The sequence below is a fragment of the Gemmatimonadota bacterium genome (assembly GCA_040388535.1).
Taxonomy (GTDB): Bacteria; Gemmatimonadota; Gemmatimonadetes; order Gemmatimonadales; family GWC2-71-9; genus Palsa-1233.
On the sequence record JAZKBR010000002.1, the window covers coordinates 831,790 to 848,496 of the forward strand.

At 66.7% G+C, this 16,707-nt stretch carries 13 protein-coding genes; 12 read left to right on the forward strand and 1 reads right to left on the reverse strand.

From position 1 onward, the window contains the following. The first annotated feature begins 37 nt into the window (after window positions 1–37). From V4558_07210 to V4558_07235, 6 genes are read left to right on the forward strand one after another with little or no spacing between them, the layout of a single operon-like run. Window positions 38–1,141: an ABC transporter ATP-binding protein gene (locus V4558_07210; GenBank protein MES2305278.1), complete on the forward strand. Its 1,104-nt coding sequence runs from the start codon at window positions 38–40 to the stop codon at window positions 1,139–1,141. Next, entirely contained in the window at window positions 1,138–2,016 is an 879-nt protein-coding gene (locus V4558_07215) for an ABC transporter permease (protein MES2305279.1), read from the forward strand. Before V4558_07210 ends, V4558_07215 begins: the two co-directional genes overlap by 4 nt. After that, on the forward strand, window positions 2,013–2,825 hold the full coding sequence (locus V4558_07220) for an ABC transporter permease (GenBank protein MES2305280.1): 813 nt from the start codon (window positions 2,013–2,015) through the stop codon (window positions 2,823–2,825). Before V4558_07215 ends, V4558_07220 begins: the two co-directional genes overlap by 4 nt. Continuing rightward, on the forward strand, window positions 2,822–3,961 hold the full coding sequence (locus V4558_07225; GenBank protein ID MES2305281.1) for a spermidine/putrescine ABC transporter substrate-binding protein: 1,140 nt from the start codon (window positions 2,822–2,824) through the stop codon (window positions 3,959–3,961). Before V4558_07220 ends, V4558_07225 begins: the two co-directional genes overlap by 4 nt. 25 nt (window positions 3,962–3,986) lie before the next feature. After that, window positions 3,987–6,506: a M20/M25/M40 family metallo-hydrolase gene (locus V4558_07230; protein ID MES2305282.1), complete on the forward strand. Its 2,520-nt coding sequence runs from the start codon at window positions 3,987–3,989 to the stop codon at window positions 6,504–6,506. 47 nt (window positions 6,507–6,553) lie between these two features. After that, window positions 6,554–6,706 carry a hypothetical protein gene (locus V4558_07235; GenBank protein ID MES2305283.1) on the forward strand — a complete coding sequence of 51 codons (153 nt, stop codon included), beginning with the start codon at window positions 6,554–6,556 and terminating at the stop codon, window positions 6,704–6,706. Here V4558_07235 and V4558_07240 read toward each other — a convergent pair. After that, complete coding sequence (locus V4558_07240) at window positions 6,696–7,070, reverse strand: hypothetical protein (GenBank protein ID MES2305284.1); 375 nt, start codon at window positions 7,068–7,070, stop codon at window positions 6,696–6,698. The two genes, V4558_07235 and V4558_07240, sit on opposite strands and share 11 nt — an antisense overlap. A gap of 122 nt (window positions 7,071–7,192) precedes the next feature. Here V4558_07240 and V4558_07245 point away from each other — a divergent pair, with 122 nt between their 5' ends. The 6 genes from V4558_07245 to bcp are packed head-to-tail and all read left to right on the forward strand — an operon-like array spanning window position 7,193 to window position 16,700. Then, window positions 7,193–10,261, forward strand: coding sequence for an efflux RND transporter permease subunit (locus V4558_07245; protein ID MES2305285.1), 3,069 nt, complete (start codon window positions 7,193–7,195; stop codon window positions 10,259–10,261). Continuing rightward, entirely contained in the window at window positions 10,258–11,553 is a 1,296-nt protein-coding gene (locus V4558_07250; protein ID MES2305286.1) for a TolC family protein, read from the forward strand. Before V4558_07245 ends, V4558_07250 begins: the two co-directional genes overlap by 4 nt. Continuing rightward, entirely contained in the window at window positions 11,550–12,623 is a 1,074-nt protein-coding gene (locus V4558_07255) for an efflux RND transporter periplasmic adaptor subunit (GenBank protein ID MES2305287.1), read from the forward strand. The genes V4558_07250 and V4558_07255 overlap by 4 nt, the downstream gene beginning before the upstream one ends. Beyond that, window positions 12,623–14,515, forward strand: coding sequence for a hypothetical protein (locus tag V4558_07260; GenBank protein MES2305288.1), 1,893 nt, complete (start codon window positions 12,623–12,625; stop codon window positions 14,513–14,515). The genes V4558_07255 and V4558_07260 overlap by 1 nt, the downstream gene beginning before the upstream one ends. Beyond that, window positions 14,515–16,227 carry a M14 family metallopeptidase gene (locus V4558_07265; protein ID MES2305289.1) on the forward strand — a complete coding sequence of 571 codons (1,713 nt, stop codon included), beginning with the start codon at window positions 14,515–14,517 and terminating at the stop codon, window positions 16,225–16,227. Before V4558_07260 ends, V4558_07265 begins: the two co-directional genes overlap by 1 nt. Next, window positions 16,224–16,700 carry a thioredoxin-dependent thiol peroxidase gene (bcp, locus tag V4558_07270; GenBank protein ID MES2305290.1) on the forward strand — a complete coding sequence of 159 codons (477 nt, stop codon included), beginning with the start codon at window positions 16,224–16,226 and terminating at the stop codon, window positions 16,698–16,700. The genes V4558_07265 and bcp overlap by 4 nt, the downstream gene beginning before the upstream one ends. The last annotated feature ends 7 nt before the right edge of the window (window positions 16,701–16,707 follow it).

Below are 16,707 nucleotides of genomic sequence, written 5' to 3' on the forward strand. Positions count from 1 at the left end.
GTGCGCCGGGGGTAGGGGCACGGTAGCTTCTCATTCTGTGACTGCGCCTCCCGTCCTCTCTCTCGAACAGGTATCCCGTCGCTTCGGCGACGTCACGGCGGTCGACCGCGTCTCGTTCGAGGTCGCGCAGGGCGAGTTCTTCTCGCTCCTCGGCCCTTCCGGGTGCGGCAAGACCACCACGCTGCGGCTCATCGCCGGCTTCGAGCAACCCGAGGGCGGCATCCTCCGGATGCTGGGCGAGGAGATGACCGGGCGCCGCCCCTACCAGCGCCCGATCGGGATGGTCTTCCAGAATTACGCCCTCTTCCCGCATCTCCGGGTGGCCGCGAACGTCGCGTTCGGCCTCGAGGAGCGACGCGTCCCGAGGCACGAGATCACCACGCGCGTCAACCGCGCTCTCGAGCTGGTCCGGCTCGATCCGGCCGTCTATGCCACACGCAGACCGAGCGAACTCTCCGGTGGCCAGCGGCAGCGGGTTGCGCTCGCCCGCGCCCTGGTGCTCGAGCCGCCGATCCTGCTGCTCGACGAGCCGCTCGGCGCCCTTGATCTGCAACTGCGCAAGCAGATGCAACTCGAACTCAAGGAGCTGAACCGCACGCTCGGCATCACCTTCATTCTGGTGACGCACGACCAGGAAGAAGCGCTCGCGATGAGCGACCGGATCGCGGTGATGCACGAAGGACGGGTCGTCCAGGTCGGCACGCCGGAGGCGATCTACGAGACCCCTCGCACGGAGTTCGTCGCGTCGTTCATCGGCGAGGCGAATTTCTTTGCGGGGACGGTGGTGCAGGTCGTTGATGGTGTCGCCGAGGTGGCTGGCAGCGATGGCAACCGGTGGCAGATACCGGTCACGAGCGGGATGGCGGCAGGCAACGCGGTGCGCGTCGCCGTTCGACCGGAATGGCTTGCGCTGCATCGTGATGATGGTCGTGAGGTGTCAGGCAATGCATTCGCTGGCGCGGTGCGCGAAATCATCTTTCTTGGTGAGACGCTCCACGTCCTCGTGTCCTTGCGCGATGGCAGCACGGTGCGGGTCGCCCTGCGCAACGAAGGTGTCCTCGCGAATCCCCTGGCCTGGCGAACAGGCGATCCGGTGCGGGTGGTGTGGGCACCGCACGATGCGCAGGTGCTCGAGGGATGAAGGGCATCCGGCGACGAATCCTCGCCACGATGCACCGGCGTCCTGCGCTCGGCGCCGGATTCCTGCTCCTCCCGGCAGCTCTCTGGCTCGCGATCTTCTTCGCAGTCCCCCTCGGCATCATGGCGAGTTATGCCTTCCGCCCGCGGCACATTCTCGGTGGCGTCTACGGCGGCTGGACGACGGCGCACATCTCCCGGCTCTGGGAGCCGCTGTACCTGCAGATCCTCGGGCGCAGTGTGCTCCTCTCGCTGGTCGCCACGCTGCTGGCGCTGGCGGTGAGCTATCCGATGGCGCTGGTCATCGCCCGGGCCACACGCTGGCGGGCGCTGTTGCTCTTCCTGGTGGTGCTGCCGTTCTGGACCTCGTTCCTGGTGCGGACCTACGCGACGATCTTCCTGCTGCGTGATACCGGCCTCGTCAATCAGGCACTGATGGGGCTCGGCCTGATCAGCGCGCCACTGCAGCTGCTCTACACGCCAGGTGCCGTGCTGTTCGGGCTCGTCACCGGCTACATCCCGTTCATGGTGTTGCCGATCTACGGATCGCTCGAGAAGCAGGATCCGGCGCTGCTTGAGGCCGCCGAGGCACTTGGCGCACGCAGCTGGCGCCGATTCTGGCGAGTCACCTGGCCGCTCTCGCTGCCCGGCGTGGTGGCGGGGTCGCTGCTGGTGTTCATCCCCGCGCTGGGATCGTTCCTCACCAGCGACCTGCTGGGTGGGGCCAAGGTGATGCTCATCGGCAACCTGATCCAGAACCAGTTCACCACCTCGCGCAACTGGCCCTTCGGTTCGGCGCTGTCGTTCCTGCTGCTGAGCTTCGTCTTGCTTGGCATGGTGCTGCGCGCGCGTAGCCGGGGCGACGAGGTGGCATCGTGAGGCGCCGACTGATACCGGCCATTGCCGCTATCGGCTACCTCTCCGTTCACGTGCCGCTGCTGCTCCTCGTGCTCTGGAGCTTCAATGCCTCGCGGAGTGGCGCTCGCTGGGACGGATTCTCGTTCGTCTGGTACCAGCGGCTGCTCGAGCGGGCGGACCTGCTGATCGCGCTGCGGACTTCGCTCGTCGTCGGACTCTCGGCAACCCTTCTCGCTACCGCGTTCGGGACCCTCGCCGCACTCGCGCTCGCCCGCGGGCGCCTGCGCCGTGCCGCGTGGCTCGAAGGGTCGCTCGCCCTCTCGATCGTGACCCCTGAAGTCATTGCCGGCATTTCGCTGCTGATTCTCTTCGGGGCTTTCGGGCTGCCGCTGGGATACCTCTCGCTCATCGTCGCGCACACCGCGTTTGCGCTGCCCTTCACGATCCTTGTGGTGCTCGCGCGGCTGCGTGGCATGGACGAAACGCTCGAAGAGGCGGCTCTCACGCTCGGTGCCGATGAGCTCACCACCTTTCGTCGCGTCACCGTGCCACTCCTGATGCCGGGAATCGTTGGGGCAGCGTTGCTGGCCTTCACGCTTTCGTTCGACGATTTCGTCATCACCTTTTTCACCGCTGGCCCAGGCACCAGCACCTTGCCGCTGCTGGTCTACGGCATGGTACGCCGCACCGTGGAGCCGTCTGTGAATGCGCTCTCGGCGATTCTGGTGGTCGTGACCACTCTGCTGCTGCTCCTCGCGCAGAAGGCGCTCGGTGTGACGCGAGGAGCCCCTGGTGGTGCCGCCCTTGAGCGGCACACGAATTCGCCGTGAAGGACGTGCAGGGGTTCGAGGTTGCCGAAGATCCGCGCGGCGCACGCGCCGCGCGTACGGGTATGATGCGACGAGATTTCCTGCGGATGGGTTTGTCCGCCGCGACCGCATCAATGCTTGCTGCCTGCATCACCAGGCGGAAGGCGCCACCCCCCAACGAACAGCCACTCTCGGCCGCGGGCCCGCTCGAGGGCGAGTTGCGGATCTTCAACTGGTCGGACTACATCGCGGCCGAGACGATCGCCCGCTTCGAACGCGAATTCCGGGTGCGTGTGAGCTACGACACCTTCGAGAGCAACGAGGAGATGGTCGCCAAGCTGGTTGCCGGCGGCGATGGGTATGACCTCGTTGGGCCGACATCGTATCTCGTCCCGGTGCTCGCGGAAGGCGGGTTGCTCGCGCCGCTCGATCACGCCGTGCTGAGTCGATGGCATAACCTGCTTCCCGCCTTTCTCGATGCTCCGTCCGATCGCGGCGGGCGCTATGCCATGCCCTATCAGTGGGGAACCACCGGCATCGCCTACCGCGAAGATCTCGTCGCCGCGTCACTCACGACCTGGGGTGTCTTTGCCGATGCCTCACTGGCCGGGAAGATGACGATGCTGGACGACGGACGCGAAGTGATCGGAACGATGCTCAAATGGCGTGGCCGATCGATCAACAGCACGGACGGGTCCGAGCTGACGGCGGCCAAGCGCGACGCGATTGCCGTGAAGCCACACCTCCGCGCCTACATTTCGGCACCGGTCAAGGGACAACTCGTGAGTGGCGATGTGCAGGTGGCACAGCTCTTCTCCCCTGATGCGCGCCAGGCCCAGTTGGAGGAGCCGCGAGTGCAGTATGTTATCCCGGCAGAAGGAAGCGAGATCTATCTCGACACCCTCGCCATTCCCCGGGATGCGCCGCATCGACGGGCCGCGCACGCCTTTCTCGACTATCTCCTGCGCCCTGAAGTGGCCGCCGAGATCGCCGAGCAGACCGGCGGTGGCCCCGTCAACGGAGCCGCGATTCCACTCATGCGTCATCCGGTGGCGCCCCCCGATCCGGCGCAGCTCGCACGCCTCGAATACCAGCGCGACCTCGGCCCGGCAACCGATCAATGGGATCGGCTGTGGACCGAGATCAAGTCGGCCTGAGACCCTGATTCTTCCGGAGTTCCCTATGCGTGTTACCCGCCTGCTGATCGCTGCGCTCCTGCTCCCTCTCTCGCTGCGGGCCCAACGTGCGCCCGTTCCCAGGGCGGCGGTCGCGGTGGACAGCGGCAGTTACCGGGTCGCGGCACTCGCCTGGGAGCACGGCGATTTCATTGGCGCGCTCGATGGCTTTGCCCGGATCATGGCAACTCCGCTCAAGGAAACGTTCCGCGACTCGATCGCGCTGGTGACCGGCGAACTCTACCAGACCAGGGAACTCACGCAGGATGGCAGCCGGCCCGCCTTCTCGCCGAAGGGCACCTTCGCCAGCTACGAGACGGGGCCGATCACCAATCGCGTGACCCGCATCGTGCGCTCGGCACCTGGGCTCACGCCGGTGCGAGAGGTCGGCGGGGCCGCTGCGGCGATCTCCCCAAGCGACACACTGGTCGCATTCCTCGCGCAACGCGGTAGCGGACCCGCACAACTGGTGGTGCAGCAACTGGTGAGTGGCGCCACGGTGCCGGTCGCCGGAATGGAATCGTGGCGCCCAACCGGCGTCGTGTTCGGTGCCACCGATGCGATGCTCTTTGTGGTCGCCGCGCCGGAGGGCGACAACAGTCGCAATGAGATCCTGCGGCTCGAGCGGCGCGACGCCGGCTATGCCGTTATCGGCCCCGTGGCGGCGATGAACGGCTTCAAGTCCGCGCCGCTTCCGCTTCCTGGTGGGCGATACCTGGTGCATGCCGTGGTGGCGGGAAATCCGGTACGGCTTCCGAGTGGTGCCGCAGGAATCAAGGCCGCCGCGTCGTTCGCGATTGTCGATCTGGTGGCCGGAACGTCGCGGTGGGTCAACGGGTCGTCCGCGTCGGTCTCGGCCGATGGTTCGGCGGTGACCTACCTGGTCAAGGCCGACAACGGTCAAAACTCCGTCGTGGTGGAGCCGATTGCCGGCGGCGCCCCGGTGGTAGTGAAGCGCGCGACGGAACAACTCGCCAACCCGGCGCTCTCGCCCGACGGCAGCCGCGTCGTCTTCCAGATGATGCCGACCTACGACTGGGAGTTGTACCTGATCGGAGCCGACGGGAAGAACGAGGTGCGCCTCACTCGCGAGATCCAGCACGACCTTTTCCCGGTCTGGCTCAACCAGAACAAGCTCCTTGCCGTGATCGGCGAAGCGCGGCACCGTCGCAGCTACATCTACGATGCGACCACGCTGCAGCGGACGCGGCTCTTCCACAACAACACCGTACGGACGATCGCCCCGGAATACGAATGGGTGGTCAGCGCCGATGGCTGTCGGGTACTGATCGTGGCCGAGCGAGACGGCAACACGGTCTCTCCTGAGCGTGGCGTCTATCTCACCGACCTCGACCTCACGGTGAGCGATGCCGATCTGCTGGCGCGGATTCGCGGCAACCGCGCTGCCGAGGTGTCGTTGCGCGACCGCGGCCTGGCGACGTTCAAGCCGATTGCGGCCCAGGTCCGGCAGGTCACCTCGCAGGTCGACGTGGCGCGGATCTTCGGATACGAAAAGTCGCTCTTCGATTTCGATTCGAAGCACATCAGTCAGCCCGGCAACGCCAAGGCAATCGACTACCTCCTCAAGACCTACCGCACCTTCGGTTACGTGGCGGGGCCGCAGTGGTTCTCGCCACCGGGTGCGCTCGGGGGCAAGAGTGCCAACGTGCTCGCGGTGCTCAAGGGCACCGAACACCCGGAGCTCGTCTATGTCGTGTCATCGCACTTCGACTCCCGCGCCGAGGGACCTGGCGCCGATGACAACACCTCTGGCACGGCCGCGCTGCTCGAAGCCGCGCGCGTGCTTGCGGCGCACCCGCAACCCGCGACCATCATCTTCGCGTCGTTCACGGGCGAGGAAGCCGGGCTGCTGGGGAGTCGGGAGTTTGTGCGTCGGGCCGTCGCGGACAGCGTGCAGGTCGTCGGCGCGCTCAACAATGACATGCTCGGCTGGACCAACGACGGTCGACTCGACAACACCATCCGCTATTCCAATCCCGGGATCCGTGACATCCAGCACGCCGCCGCCCAGCAATTTTCGCAGATGATTACCTATGACGCGCTCTACTACAAGAGCACCGATGCGGCGGCGTACTACGAGGCGTATGGCGACATCGTCGGCGGGATCGGGTCGTACCCCGTGCTGGGGAATCCCCACTACCATATGTCCCACGATGTACTCGAATTCGAGAACCATCAGCTCATCGCCGAGGCCAGCAAGACCACAGTGGCGACCCTGATGCTGCTGGCCTCCTCCCCGTCACGGCTGGGCGGGCTGGCCCTCGACCGGCTGGCCGGTGGCACCGCCGAGATCCACTGGAATCCGAGCCGGGAGGGGGGGGTGGCGCGGTACGAGGTGACCTGGGGCCCGGAATCGGACCCGATGGCCCACCGGTTGACCACGCTTAGCCCCAAGGCGCGTCTGGTCGGGGCCGCCCCAGGGATGGTGGTGCAGGTTCGGGCGGTAAACCGCCGGGGGCTGGCCGGCTGGGACTGGGCGCGGTTGCGGCTCAACCCGTTGCCGTGATAGGTTTTCCGCCCTGTGTCAGGGGCTTGCGCCCCAGGAGAAACGCGATGCTCTACTACTTCGGAATGGTGATGGCGGGTGTCGGCGCGGGCGTGCTGATCACGGCGCTCACGTTCGTGACCCTGATGCTCACAGCCGTCATCTTCTCGATGTTCGCGTTCACCGCTTCGCCGATCCTCGACAAGATCTTCAAGGACTGACTTTGCCGGTCTCCTCATCCTCCGCGCCGGGCTCTGGCGTGGAGGCGGAGCGATAGGCACCCTCGAAGTTGATCTTGGCGCCGGCAAGCAGCTCTCGCAGCCCGCGGACCTTGACCTCATGTCCCCCCGTCCGCCGCATCAACATCCCCATGAATCCGAAGTTGTCGGCGAGGGCGCCGAGGCCGAGTCCGGCGGCCTGGGCCTTCATCTCGTCGAGTTGTCGGCGGAGCGCCCGCATCTGGGTGTCGTCGGCGTGATGGGTCGACATCATCTCGATGATCTTGGTGGCCTTTTCGAGCCGCGCCGGAACGAGCTCGAGCCACTGGAGCTGCGCCTGTTGCCGCGCAGTGAGTTTGGGTGCCACGGGGGACTCCTGATGCACGATGAAACCACGAGCGGAAGCGTGCGTAACCGGATCATGACCCCCCGGTTCGCATCGCTTCTCGCTTCTCGATCCTCGCTGCTCGAGGAAGATAGGTTGGCGCCATGAAGATTTCGGAAATCTCGATCTCGAGGCCGGTGTTCGCCTCGATGATGTCGCTCGCCCTGGTGCTCTTCGGGGTGCTGGGCTACCAGCGCCTCGCCGTGCGCGAACTCCCCGACGTCGACCCGCCGATCATCTCGGTGCAGACCACGTTGCGCGGCGCCAATCCGCGCGTGATGGAATCGTCGGTCACCGACATCCTCGAAGAGCAGCTCAGCACGGTCGAAGGGCTCCGCACGCTCTCCTCGAGCAGCTCCGAGCAGAGCAGCAACATCACCCTCGAGTTCACGCTCGACCGCAGCATCGAATCGGCGGCGCAGGATGTCCGCGACGCGGTGAACCGGGTCCGGGGCCGACTCCCGGTCGACATCGAGGAACCGGTCGTGGCGAAGCAGGATGCCGACGCGCGGCCGTTCTACTACCTCGCGCTCTCGTCGCCCACGCTCGACCTGATGCAGCTCAGTGACATCGCCGACCGGATCGTGAAGCAGCGGCTGCAGACGGTCCCGGGCGTCGGCAGCGCACAGATCCTGGGTGAGCGTCGTTATTCAATGCGCGTCTGGCTCGACCCCAACGAACTCTCGGCCCGCGGCCTCACGGTGCAGGATGTGCTGGCTGCCATCCGCTCGCGCAACATCGAGGTGCCGGCCGGACGAATCGAGTCATCGCGTCGCGAGTTCACGGTGCGTTCCCTGGGCGAACTCAAGACGCCGGAAGAATTCGGCGATCTCGCGGTGTCGAATAACAATGGCGTGCTGATCAAGCTGCACGACATCGCACGGGTCGAACTCGGGCCGCAGGACGATCGGTCGGCGATCCGCTTCAGCGGCGTGCCCGCCGTCGGCATCGGCGTGGTGCGCCAATCCAAGGCGAACCTGCTCGACGTGGCCGAAGGGATCCGGGCGGAGCTGCCGCGGATCCAGGCCGCGCTGCCACCGGGCGCCACGCTGATCCAGGCATTCGACCAGTCGGTCTTCGTGAAGCGCTCCATCGCGGATGCCCAGCGCACCCTCATCGAGGCCGCGGTGCTCGTCGTCATCATCATCTTCGTCTTCCTCCGTAATCTCCGCGCGACGATCATCCCCGCGTTCGCGATTCCGGCCTCGATCATCTCGGCCTTCGCGGTGATGTTCTGGCTCGGCTTCTCGATCAACAACTTCACCCTGCTCGCGCTGACGCTGGCCATCGGCATCGTGGTCGACGATGCAATCATCGTGCTCGAGAACGCCTATCGACACCAGGAAGAGCTGGGGGAAGATCCCGAGACCGCGGCGCGACGCGGTACCGCGGAAATTTCCTTTGCCGTGGTGGCCACCACGATTTCGCTGATGGCGGTGTTCATCCCGCTGGCCTTCCTCAAGGGAAACACCGGGCGGCTCTTCAACGAGTTCGGTATCGCCGTGGCCGGCGCCGTGTTCATCTCGGGCTTCGTCGCGCTCACACTCACGCCAATGCTCTGCGCCAAGGTGCTGCGAGTGCCGCCGAGTCACGGGGTGATCTACAAGGCACTGGAACGCGGCTTCGACGGGCTTGCCAACGGTTATCGCCGGGCGTTGTCGGCGGCGCTGCGTCATCCGGCGATGGTGCTCATCGGCGTGGCGGCACTGCTGGTCGGCGCCGGGGCGGTCTTCCTTACGCTCAAGCGCGAGTTCATTCCCTCCGACGACCGCGGCGTCATCTTTACCAACTTGACAGCACCGGAGGGGTCGACCTTCGCCTACACCGATGGCTACCAGAAGAAGGTCGAGGAGATCTTCGCCTCGGTGCCTGAGGTGGCCTCGATCTTCTCGATCATCGGCCGCGGCGGCTCGCCCAACGGCGGTTTCGTGGTGGCGCGACTGAGCTCGTGGGAGGAGCGGACCCGCACGGTCGACCAGATTCTCCAGGAGATTCGCCCCAAGCTCGGCGCAATTCCCGGTGTGATGGCGTTCGCGAGCAATCCACCGGCGATCGGCGGCAACGGATCGCCGGTGCAGTTCATCGTGCGGAATCCCAACTACGACTCGCTGCTGGTGGCCAACGAACGGATCCTCAAGGCCGCGCGCGCGATTCCCGGGCTGCTCAACGTGGACACCGACCTCAAGGTCAACAAACCGGAGCTCACGGTGAATTTCGATCGTGACCGCGCCGAAGATCTGGGTGTTCCCGTGTCCGACGTGGCGACGACGCTGCAGACGCTGCTTGGCGGTTCACGCAGCAGCACTTTCACCCGCGACAACAAGCTCTACGACGTGCTGGTGCAGCTCGATCCGGCCCGCCGGGCCACGCCGCAGGACATGACGACGCTCTTTGTGCGCGGCAAGGGCGGTCAGCTGGTGCGGCTCGACGGTCTCGCGAAGGTCCAGGAAACCACCGGCCCGCGCGGGATCGCCCACTTCGATCGAGTGCGCGCCTTCACGCTGAGCGCCGCAGTCGCGCCCGGCTTCACGCTGGGCGAAGCGATCGACACGCTCACCGGCGTGGTGCGGGCGCAGCTGCCACCGTCGACGACAATCGCCTTTGGCGGTGAGTCGCGCGAGCTCTCCGAGAGCGGCGGCGAACTGACCCTCGCCTTTGGCCTCGCGATCATCGTGGTCTTCATGGTGCTGGCCTCGCAGTTCGAGTCGATCGTGCATCCGTTCACGGTGCTGATGGCGGTGCCGCTGGCCGTGCTCGGCGCGATCTTCACGCTCAAACTCGCCGGTGCCACCATCAACCTCTACTCGCAGATCGGGATGATCCTGCTGGTTGGCCTGGTCACCAAGAACTCCATTCTCCTGGTGGAATACGCCAACCAGCTGCGCGAACGCGGGATGGAACTCACCGATGCCATGCTCGAGGCAGGGCGCATCCGGTTGCGGCCAATCCTGATGACCTCGGTCGCCACCATCATGGGCGCAGTGCCGATCGCACTCGGCCTCGGCGCGGGTTCGGAATCGCGACGCCCGCTCGGGTACGCCATTGTGGGTGGCGTCTTCTTCTCGACCGTGCTCACGCTGCTGGTGGTGCCGGTGGTCTGGGTGCTGCTGGAGCGGGCGCTGGTGCGTCGCACGGCACACGCGCAGGTGCTCGAGCCGGCGGAGCAGTCGTGATCGGCGCGCTCCTGCTGGCCGCGGCGCTCGCCGGGCCAGGATCGCGCGACACTCTGCCAGTGGTGACGTTGCGCGAAGCGCTGCAGGCGGCCGTCCGGCTCGATCCTGACTATGTCCAGTCGGTGGGCCAGCTCCACAACGCCGAATCCGCGCGCAAGGCTGCATTGCTGGTCTTCCTGCTGCCCTCGGTGTCGGCCTCGGCCGACTATTCGCAGCTCTCCACCAAGCAATTCAATGTCGGGACCGGCAGCCAGGCAAATGCCACGGGCCGCGCCTCCCTCGATGCGCGCTACGATTTGTTCACGGGCGGGCGCAAATGGAACGACATGCGGCGAGCCGCGGTGGAGCTCGAAGGGAGCGAGGCCGGTGAACTCGGTGCCCGTTTCACCGCCGCGCTCGAGGTAGAGCGCGACTACTACGCCGTCCTCGGGGCGCGGGAACTGCGCGACGTGGCCGAGCAGCGCCGTACGCGCGCGCGCGAGGAACTGGTCACGGCGCGCGCGCGCGTGGTGAGCGGCGCAACCGTGCAATCCGACTCGTTGCAGGTACTCCTCGAAGTGCAGCGCGCCGAGGTTGACGTCCTGCGGAGCGGAGCCACCCTCACGGTGGCGCAGCTGCAGCTGGGGCGGCGGATCGGTCGGGCAACGGCCGTGGACGCGGCCCCGATTGATCCGGCGCTGCCCTCAGCCCTCGAAATGTCGCTCGACGATGCGGTACAGCAGGCGGTGGCCCAGGGACCCGCGTGGCGGCAGGCGCGGGCAACCGAACGATCCGCCGACCTGCAGATCCGTTCGCGGCAGGGGAGCTACTTCCCCACCGTGACGCTGCTCGCCTCGCTCGGAAAGTTCGACGACAAGTTCTTCCCGACGCAGACCACTCGCCGGAGCGTCGGCTTCTCCCTGGCCCTGCCGATCTGGGATGGTGGCCAACGGGAACTCGCGATCTCGCGCCTGAAGAGCAGTCGCGATGTTGCCCGCACCATTCGCGAAGATCTCGAACGCGCGGCCCGCCGCGACGTGACCGAGGCGTATACCAACTACGATGTCTCCAGGCAGGCGCTCGCCATCAGCAGCACCGGTGTCGCGGTGGCGACCGAAATCCTGCGGGTCCAGCAGTCGCGCTATCGCGCCGGGTCGGGCACCGTCCTCGAACTGCTCGATGCCCAGTCACAGCTCGTGCAGGCGCAGGCCGATCTGGTACAGTCGCGCTACGGCGTGCGGCTCGCGCGTGCCGCCCTCGAGACAATGCTTGGTCGCCGCCTGACCAATGATCCTGACCGGAGTACTCCGTGATCGTTTCTTCTCGTCGTCTGCTCGCTGCTGCTGTCGTCCTTGCTGCGTGCGGCAAGGCACCCGCGAAGCCCGCTGCAGGCGGGCCGGGTGGCGGGCCACCGACGCTCCCGGTCGAAGTGACGGCAGCGTTCACCGATACGGTGACCGATGCGATCGTGGCCACCGGCCAGATCGAGGCGATGCAGCAGATCGAACTGCGCCCCGATGTCGAGGGGCGAGTGATCGACCTGCTCTTCAAGGAGGGGGCCCGCGTCGCTGCCGGCACGCCGCTGGTGAAGATCGACGACGCCGAGCTCAAGTCCCAGGTGGAGCGCGCGCGTGCCGATCGCGATCTCGCGAAGCAGTCGCTCGAGCGAACGCGGCAGCTGCTGGCGGAGAAGGCCGCGGCGCCGGCCGACCTCGAGCGCGCAGAGGCGACCTCGCGCAGCAGCCAGGCCTCGCTCGATCTGCTGGAGCTGCGGCTTGCGCGCACCGTGGTGCGTGCCCCGTTTGCCGGCGTGATCGGCCAGCGGCTCGTCTCGCTTGGCGACTATGTCAACAGCTCGTCGCGGCTGCTCACACTGCAGACGGTCTCGCCGCAGCGCATCAACTTCACCGTGCCGGAGCGCTACGCCGGTTCACTCAAGGTCGGGCAGCGGGTGGCATTCCAGGTGGCGGCACTCGACTCGCGGACGTTCGAGGCGCGGGTGGACTTCGTCGATCCGGTGGTCACGCTGCCGGGGCGGATCATCACCGTGAAGGCCGTCGCCGACAACTCGCAGGGCATCCTGCAGCCGGGGATGTTCATCGAGGCCCGGCTCGCGACCGAAGTCCGCCCCTCCGCGATCATCGTTCCTGAGGAGGCGATCGCCCCGACCGCGGGTGCATCGTGGGTGTGGGTCGTGGAAGGTGACAAGGTGGCCCGGCGTGAGGTCGAACTCGGCGTGCGCTCTCCCGGCTTCGTCGAGGTGCGCAAGGGAGTTGATCTCGGTGACCGCGTCGTCGTGGGCGGACTCGATCGGCTGAGTCCCGGCGCCACCGTGAAGGCCACTGATGTCGTGCGCCGGCCGCAAGGAGTACGGGAGCACTGATGCGCCGTGCAGCGCTCGTGATCACCGGAGCCCTGCTCGGAACGTCCGCTCCCATTGCTGCGCAGGCCCCCTCGCGCTGGGCGGTGCAGATCCAGAGTCCCGTGGGGTCCGAACGCGGTGAGCTTCGGCTCACCGGGCGCAATGGTCGGCTGCTGCTCGAGAGCAGTGACACGGCGTGGATTCCCTTGCGTGACCTGCAGATCGTCGATGGCCACATTGCCTTCGGCGTGGCACCGGGCGGACGACGATTCGATGGCATCGTCACCTCCGGTGCGATGCAGGGCACCGTCACTGAACCCGACGGACGCGCTACCCGGTGGATCGCCGAGGAGATTCCCGCCGGCATCACGCGCTGGCCCGTGCGCCCGCGCGTGCGACTCCGCCAGGTGGTCGTTGGCACCGGGCTGACGCATGTCGCGCTGCCGGCGGCGTGGCGCGCCCTCATGCCCACGCCGGCGACCGTCACTGCCGAGCGCGATGCATTGGCTGAGTCGGTGGGCCTGCGACCGCCCACGGTCGATGCGATGCTCAATGCCCAGCGCGTCGCGCTTGGATTCGACAGCAGCGGTCGCGCCCTCAGTTACGCCCAGTTGCTCCGGATTGCACGCAGCCCCGCTGCAAACGATGAATTCCGCCGGATCTTCGGTATCGCCCCGCGCTTGCGCACTGACCTGCATCAGGTCGCATTTGCGATCGCCAGGAGCAAGCGCAACACCACGCCGGTCTCGCCCGAGGCGCTGGCGCGCAGTCTTGCCGTGCTCGCTCCCGGCTTCCCGATCGCGGCCGATTCCCTCTCGCTCTATGGCGCGGGGTGGCGCGCGTGGAATCAGGCGCGTACCGACACCGTCAATGGCCGGATCGCCGGAGGCGATCACTCGGTTCCCGATTCACGCTTCGATGCATCGGTCCGCGGCTTGCTCGAGGCCTACGACGAAGCGACAGTCTGGTGGACCGACGCCGTGGACTGGCTCCTCAACAATCCGTGGATCGAGACCGCTGCCGGGTATCGCTCGCCGGCGGCCCTCGTCGCCGCCTTCTGGGGCAAGCCCACGGTACCAGCTCCGCCACTGGAGCCGACGCATTTCGGCTCCGTGCAGGCGGTGCCCGTGGTCGGTGCGGCACGCCTCGGGTCGCGGCTCATCCGCCCACTCAACGCGAGTGGTGTGGAGTGGCTGGCACAGGGCGGCGTGGCCGAGGCGCTCGGACTCTGGCGTGAGATCGAAAACCGCGATTCGCTCAGCGTGGTGCGCGATGGCCAGAGCATGCAACTCACCGGCCCCGCATCGGTCGCGCGGAGCCGGCTCGGCGGTTTCCTCTCGGGTCGCGATGCCATCCGGATGGAACCGGGAATCTCCCCGGTATTCGCGGTGGTGACCGCGGTGCATGAATGGCAGCATCTCCTTTTCGAGGGTGCCCGACTTGAAGGGACCGCGCCCGGCCTGCTCGACACGCCAGAAGAACTTCGACTGCTCGATGGCAATCCCTGGCTCGCCGAGGGCGCGGCCGAATGGGCCACCGAAGCCGTGCTCGCACCGGCACGAGGCTCGGTGCCGCTGCTGGCGTATATGGAGGCCTTCAAGCGCGGCAGCATCGACTTGCTCTCCGGGGGAGACGACCCGCACGCACTGGGCTACCTTCTGGTGCGCGCGCTGGCAGCCCGGAGCGCGACGCCCGCCGTCCTGCGTGATCGTTTGATCCGTTGGCTCCACGATCCGGTGGCCCTCGCGAGGGAGTATCAGGTCGACGGTCCCGCGCGCGGCGTGCAGCCGCTCCAGCTCAACCGACCGAGCGGCGCTGGCGTCATTCCCGAAATCGACTTTACCTGGGACGATGGCATTGCCGAACATCTGGTCCGGCGCCTCGTGATCCCGGCTCATCCTGAGGAGCATTGATGCGGCACCGTGGACTTCTTTCGCTGGCGCTCCCGTTGTTCGCGGCCCTTCCCCTTGGGGCGCAGCAGACGGTCCCCGAGCGGACCGGCGGCGCGCGAACCTCGAGTCACGCCGAGGTGCTCGCCTTCATCGATTCCCTGACGCACCGCGGCGCGAAGCTGCAGGTCGGCACGCTCGGCCAGTCTCCGCAAGGGAAGCGCCTCCCCTACGTCATCCTCTCGCGCCCACTGGTAACGACCCCGGCGGCGGCAAAGCGGACCGGCAAGCCGCTGCTCTACATCCAGGCCAACATTCACGCCGGCGAAGTCGAAGGGAAGGAGGCCGTGCAGCAGCTGATGCGGGATCTCACCCTCGGCCGTCTGCGGCCGCTGCTCGACAGTGTCGTGATCATCTTCGTGCCGATGTACAACGCCGACGGCAACGATGCCTGGGGTCCTCAGGAACGGAACCGGAGCGAGCAGAATGGCCCGCCGCTCGTGGGGCTGCGCCCGAATGGTCAGGGCTACGATCTGAATCGTGACTATGTCAAGCAGGATGCCCCCGAGACGCGCGCCTCGCTGGCACTGATCAATGCCTGGGATCCCGACCTGTTCATGGATCTGCACACCACGGACGGCAGCTATCACGGCTACGCGCTCACCTGGTCGCCGGGGCTGAATGCCAATCGCACGCCCAGCACGGGGTGGGTGCAGGACACGGTGCTGGAACAGGTGCGCAAGCGGGTGCGTGAACGCTTCAAGTTCGAGACCTATCCCTACGGCAACTTCCGCGGTGGCAACGCCAATCCCACGGGCTGGGATACCTACGAGTCACTGCCGCGCTATGGCACCAACCTCAACGGGATGACGCGCTTCTCGATCCTCAGCGAGGCGATGAGCCACGACGTCTTCCCGCGCCGGATCGACGCGACGTACGCCTTCGTCCTCGAAACGATTCGCTTCTTCGTCGAGCACAAGGGCGAGATGCAGCGTCACCGGACGCTCACGGCGAACTGGCGCCCCGACTCGGTGATCGTGCGCGGCAATGTGCTCGCTTCTTCTCCGGCCCGGATGGACAGCGTGCTGGTTGCAATCACTCGCACCGAAACGCTGCCGGCGCCCGACTCGACCGCGATGGCGAACGCGCCGCGACCATTGGTGATTGCCGAACCGGTGGGATGCACTGCCACGAGCAACGCCGCACCTGCCGGCCCACCACGCGGCCCCGGTCGTCCGGCCCCGGCTCCGGGTCCGCGGAGTGAGATCTTCCTCACTGGCGAATCGCGTCCGGTCTGGATGGAAGTGCACGATCGCTTCGGCGCGGTGCGCAAGGAGGCAATGCCGGCGGCGTACCTCTTCAATGACGCCAAGGTGGCCGAGCTGCTGCAGCGTCAGGGCGTGCTGGTGAAGCGACTCCGGCACGACTGGGTTGGTCCGGCAGAAGCGTTCACGGTGGACACCGTGATTCGTTCGCCGCGGCCCAACGAGGGGCATTGCAGCGTGCGCGTCGAGGGTCGTTGGGCGCCGGTCGCTGCCGACTCGGCCCATTTCGGCAGCTTCCTGGTGCCGACGAATCAGCGGTTCGGGTTGCTCGCCGCGTTCCTGCTCGAGCCGGCGTCCGAGGATGGCTACACCACCTGGAACTTCTTCGACCGCAGCCTGCTGCCTCACGGAGCGCACCCGGTTCGCCGGGTCCGGGTGTTGCCGCCATCGCTGCGTGTTGCAGCGCCGTGAGCTCCGGACAAGTACGGATCCTTCAGGCCGGTGTGAAGGCGCCATCTTTCACGCTCGCGGATCATTCGGGCAACATGGTCTCGCTTGCCGACTTCAAGGGCCAGCGCGTCTTGTTGTACTTTTACCCCGAAGACGACACCCCGACCTGCACGGCGCAAGCGTGCGAGTTCCGCGACGGGTGGTCCGAGATCCGTGCAGCCGGTGCCGTGGTGCTCGGCATTTCACCCGACACACCGGCGAAGCATCAGCTCTTCCGGACCAGGTACGGACTGCCGTTTCCGTTGCTCGCCGACGAAGATCGCGCGGTCGCAACCGCGTTCGGAGTCTGGGGCGAGAAGGAGATGTACGGCCGCACCGTGATCGGCATGATCCGGACGACGTTCATCATCGATGCCACCGGGGTGATCGAGCAGGTCTTTCCACGTGTACGGACCAAGGGACATGCCGCGCGGGTCCTGGCGGCGCTCAAGTAAGCGGCAG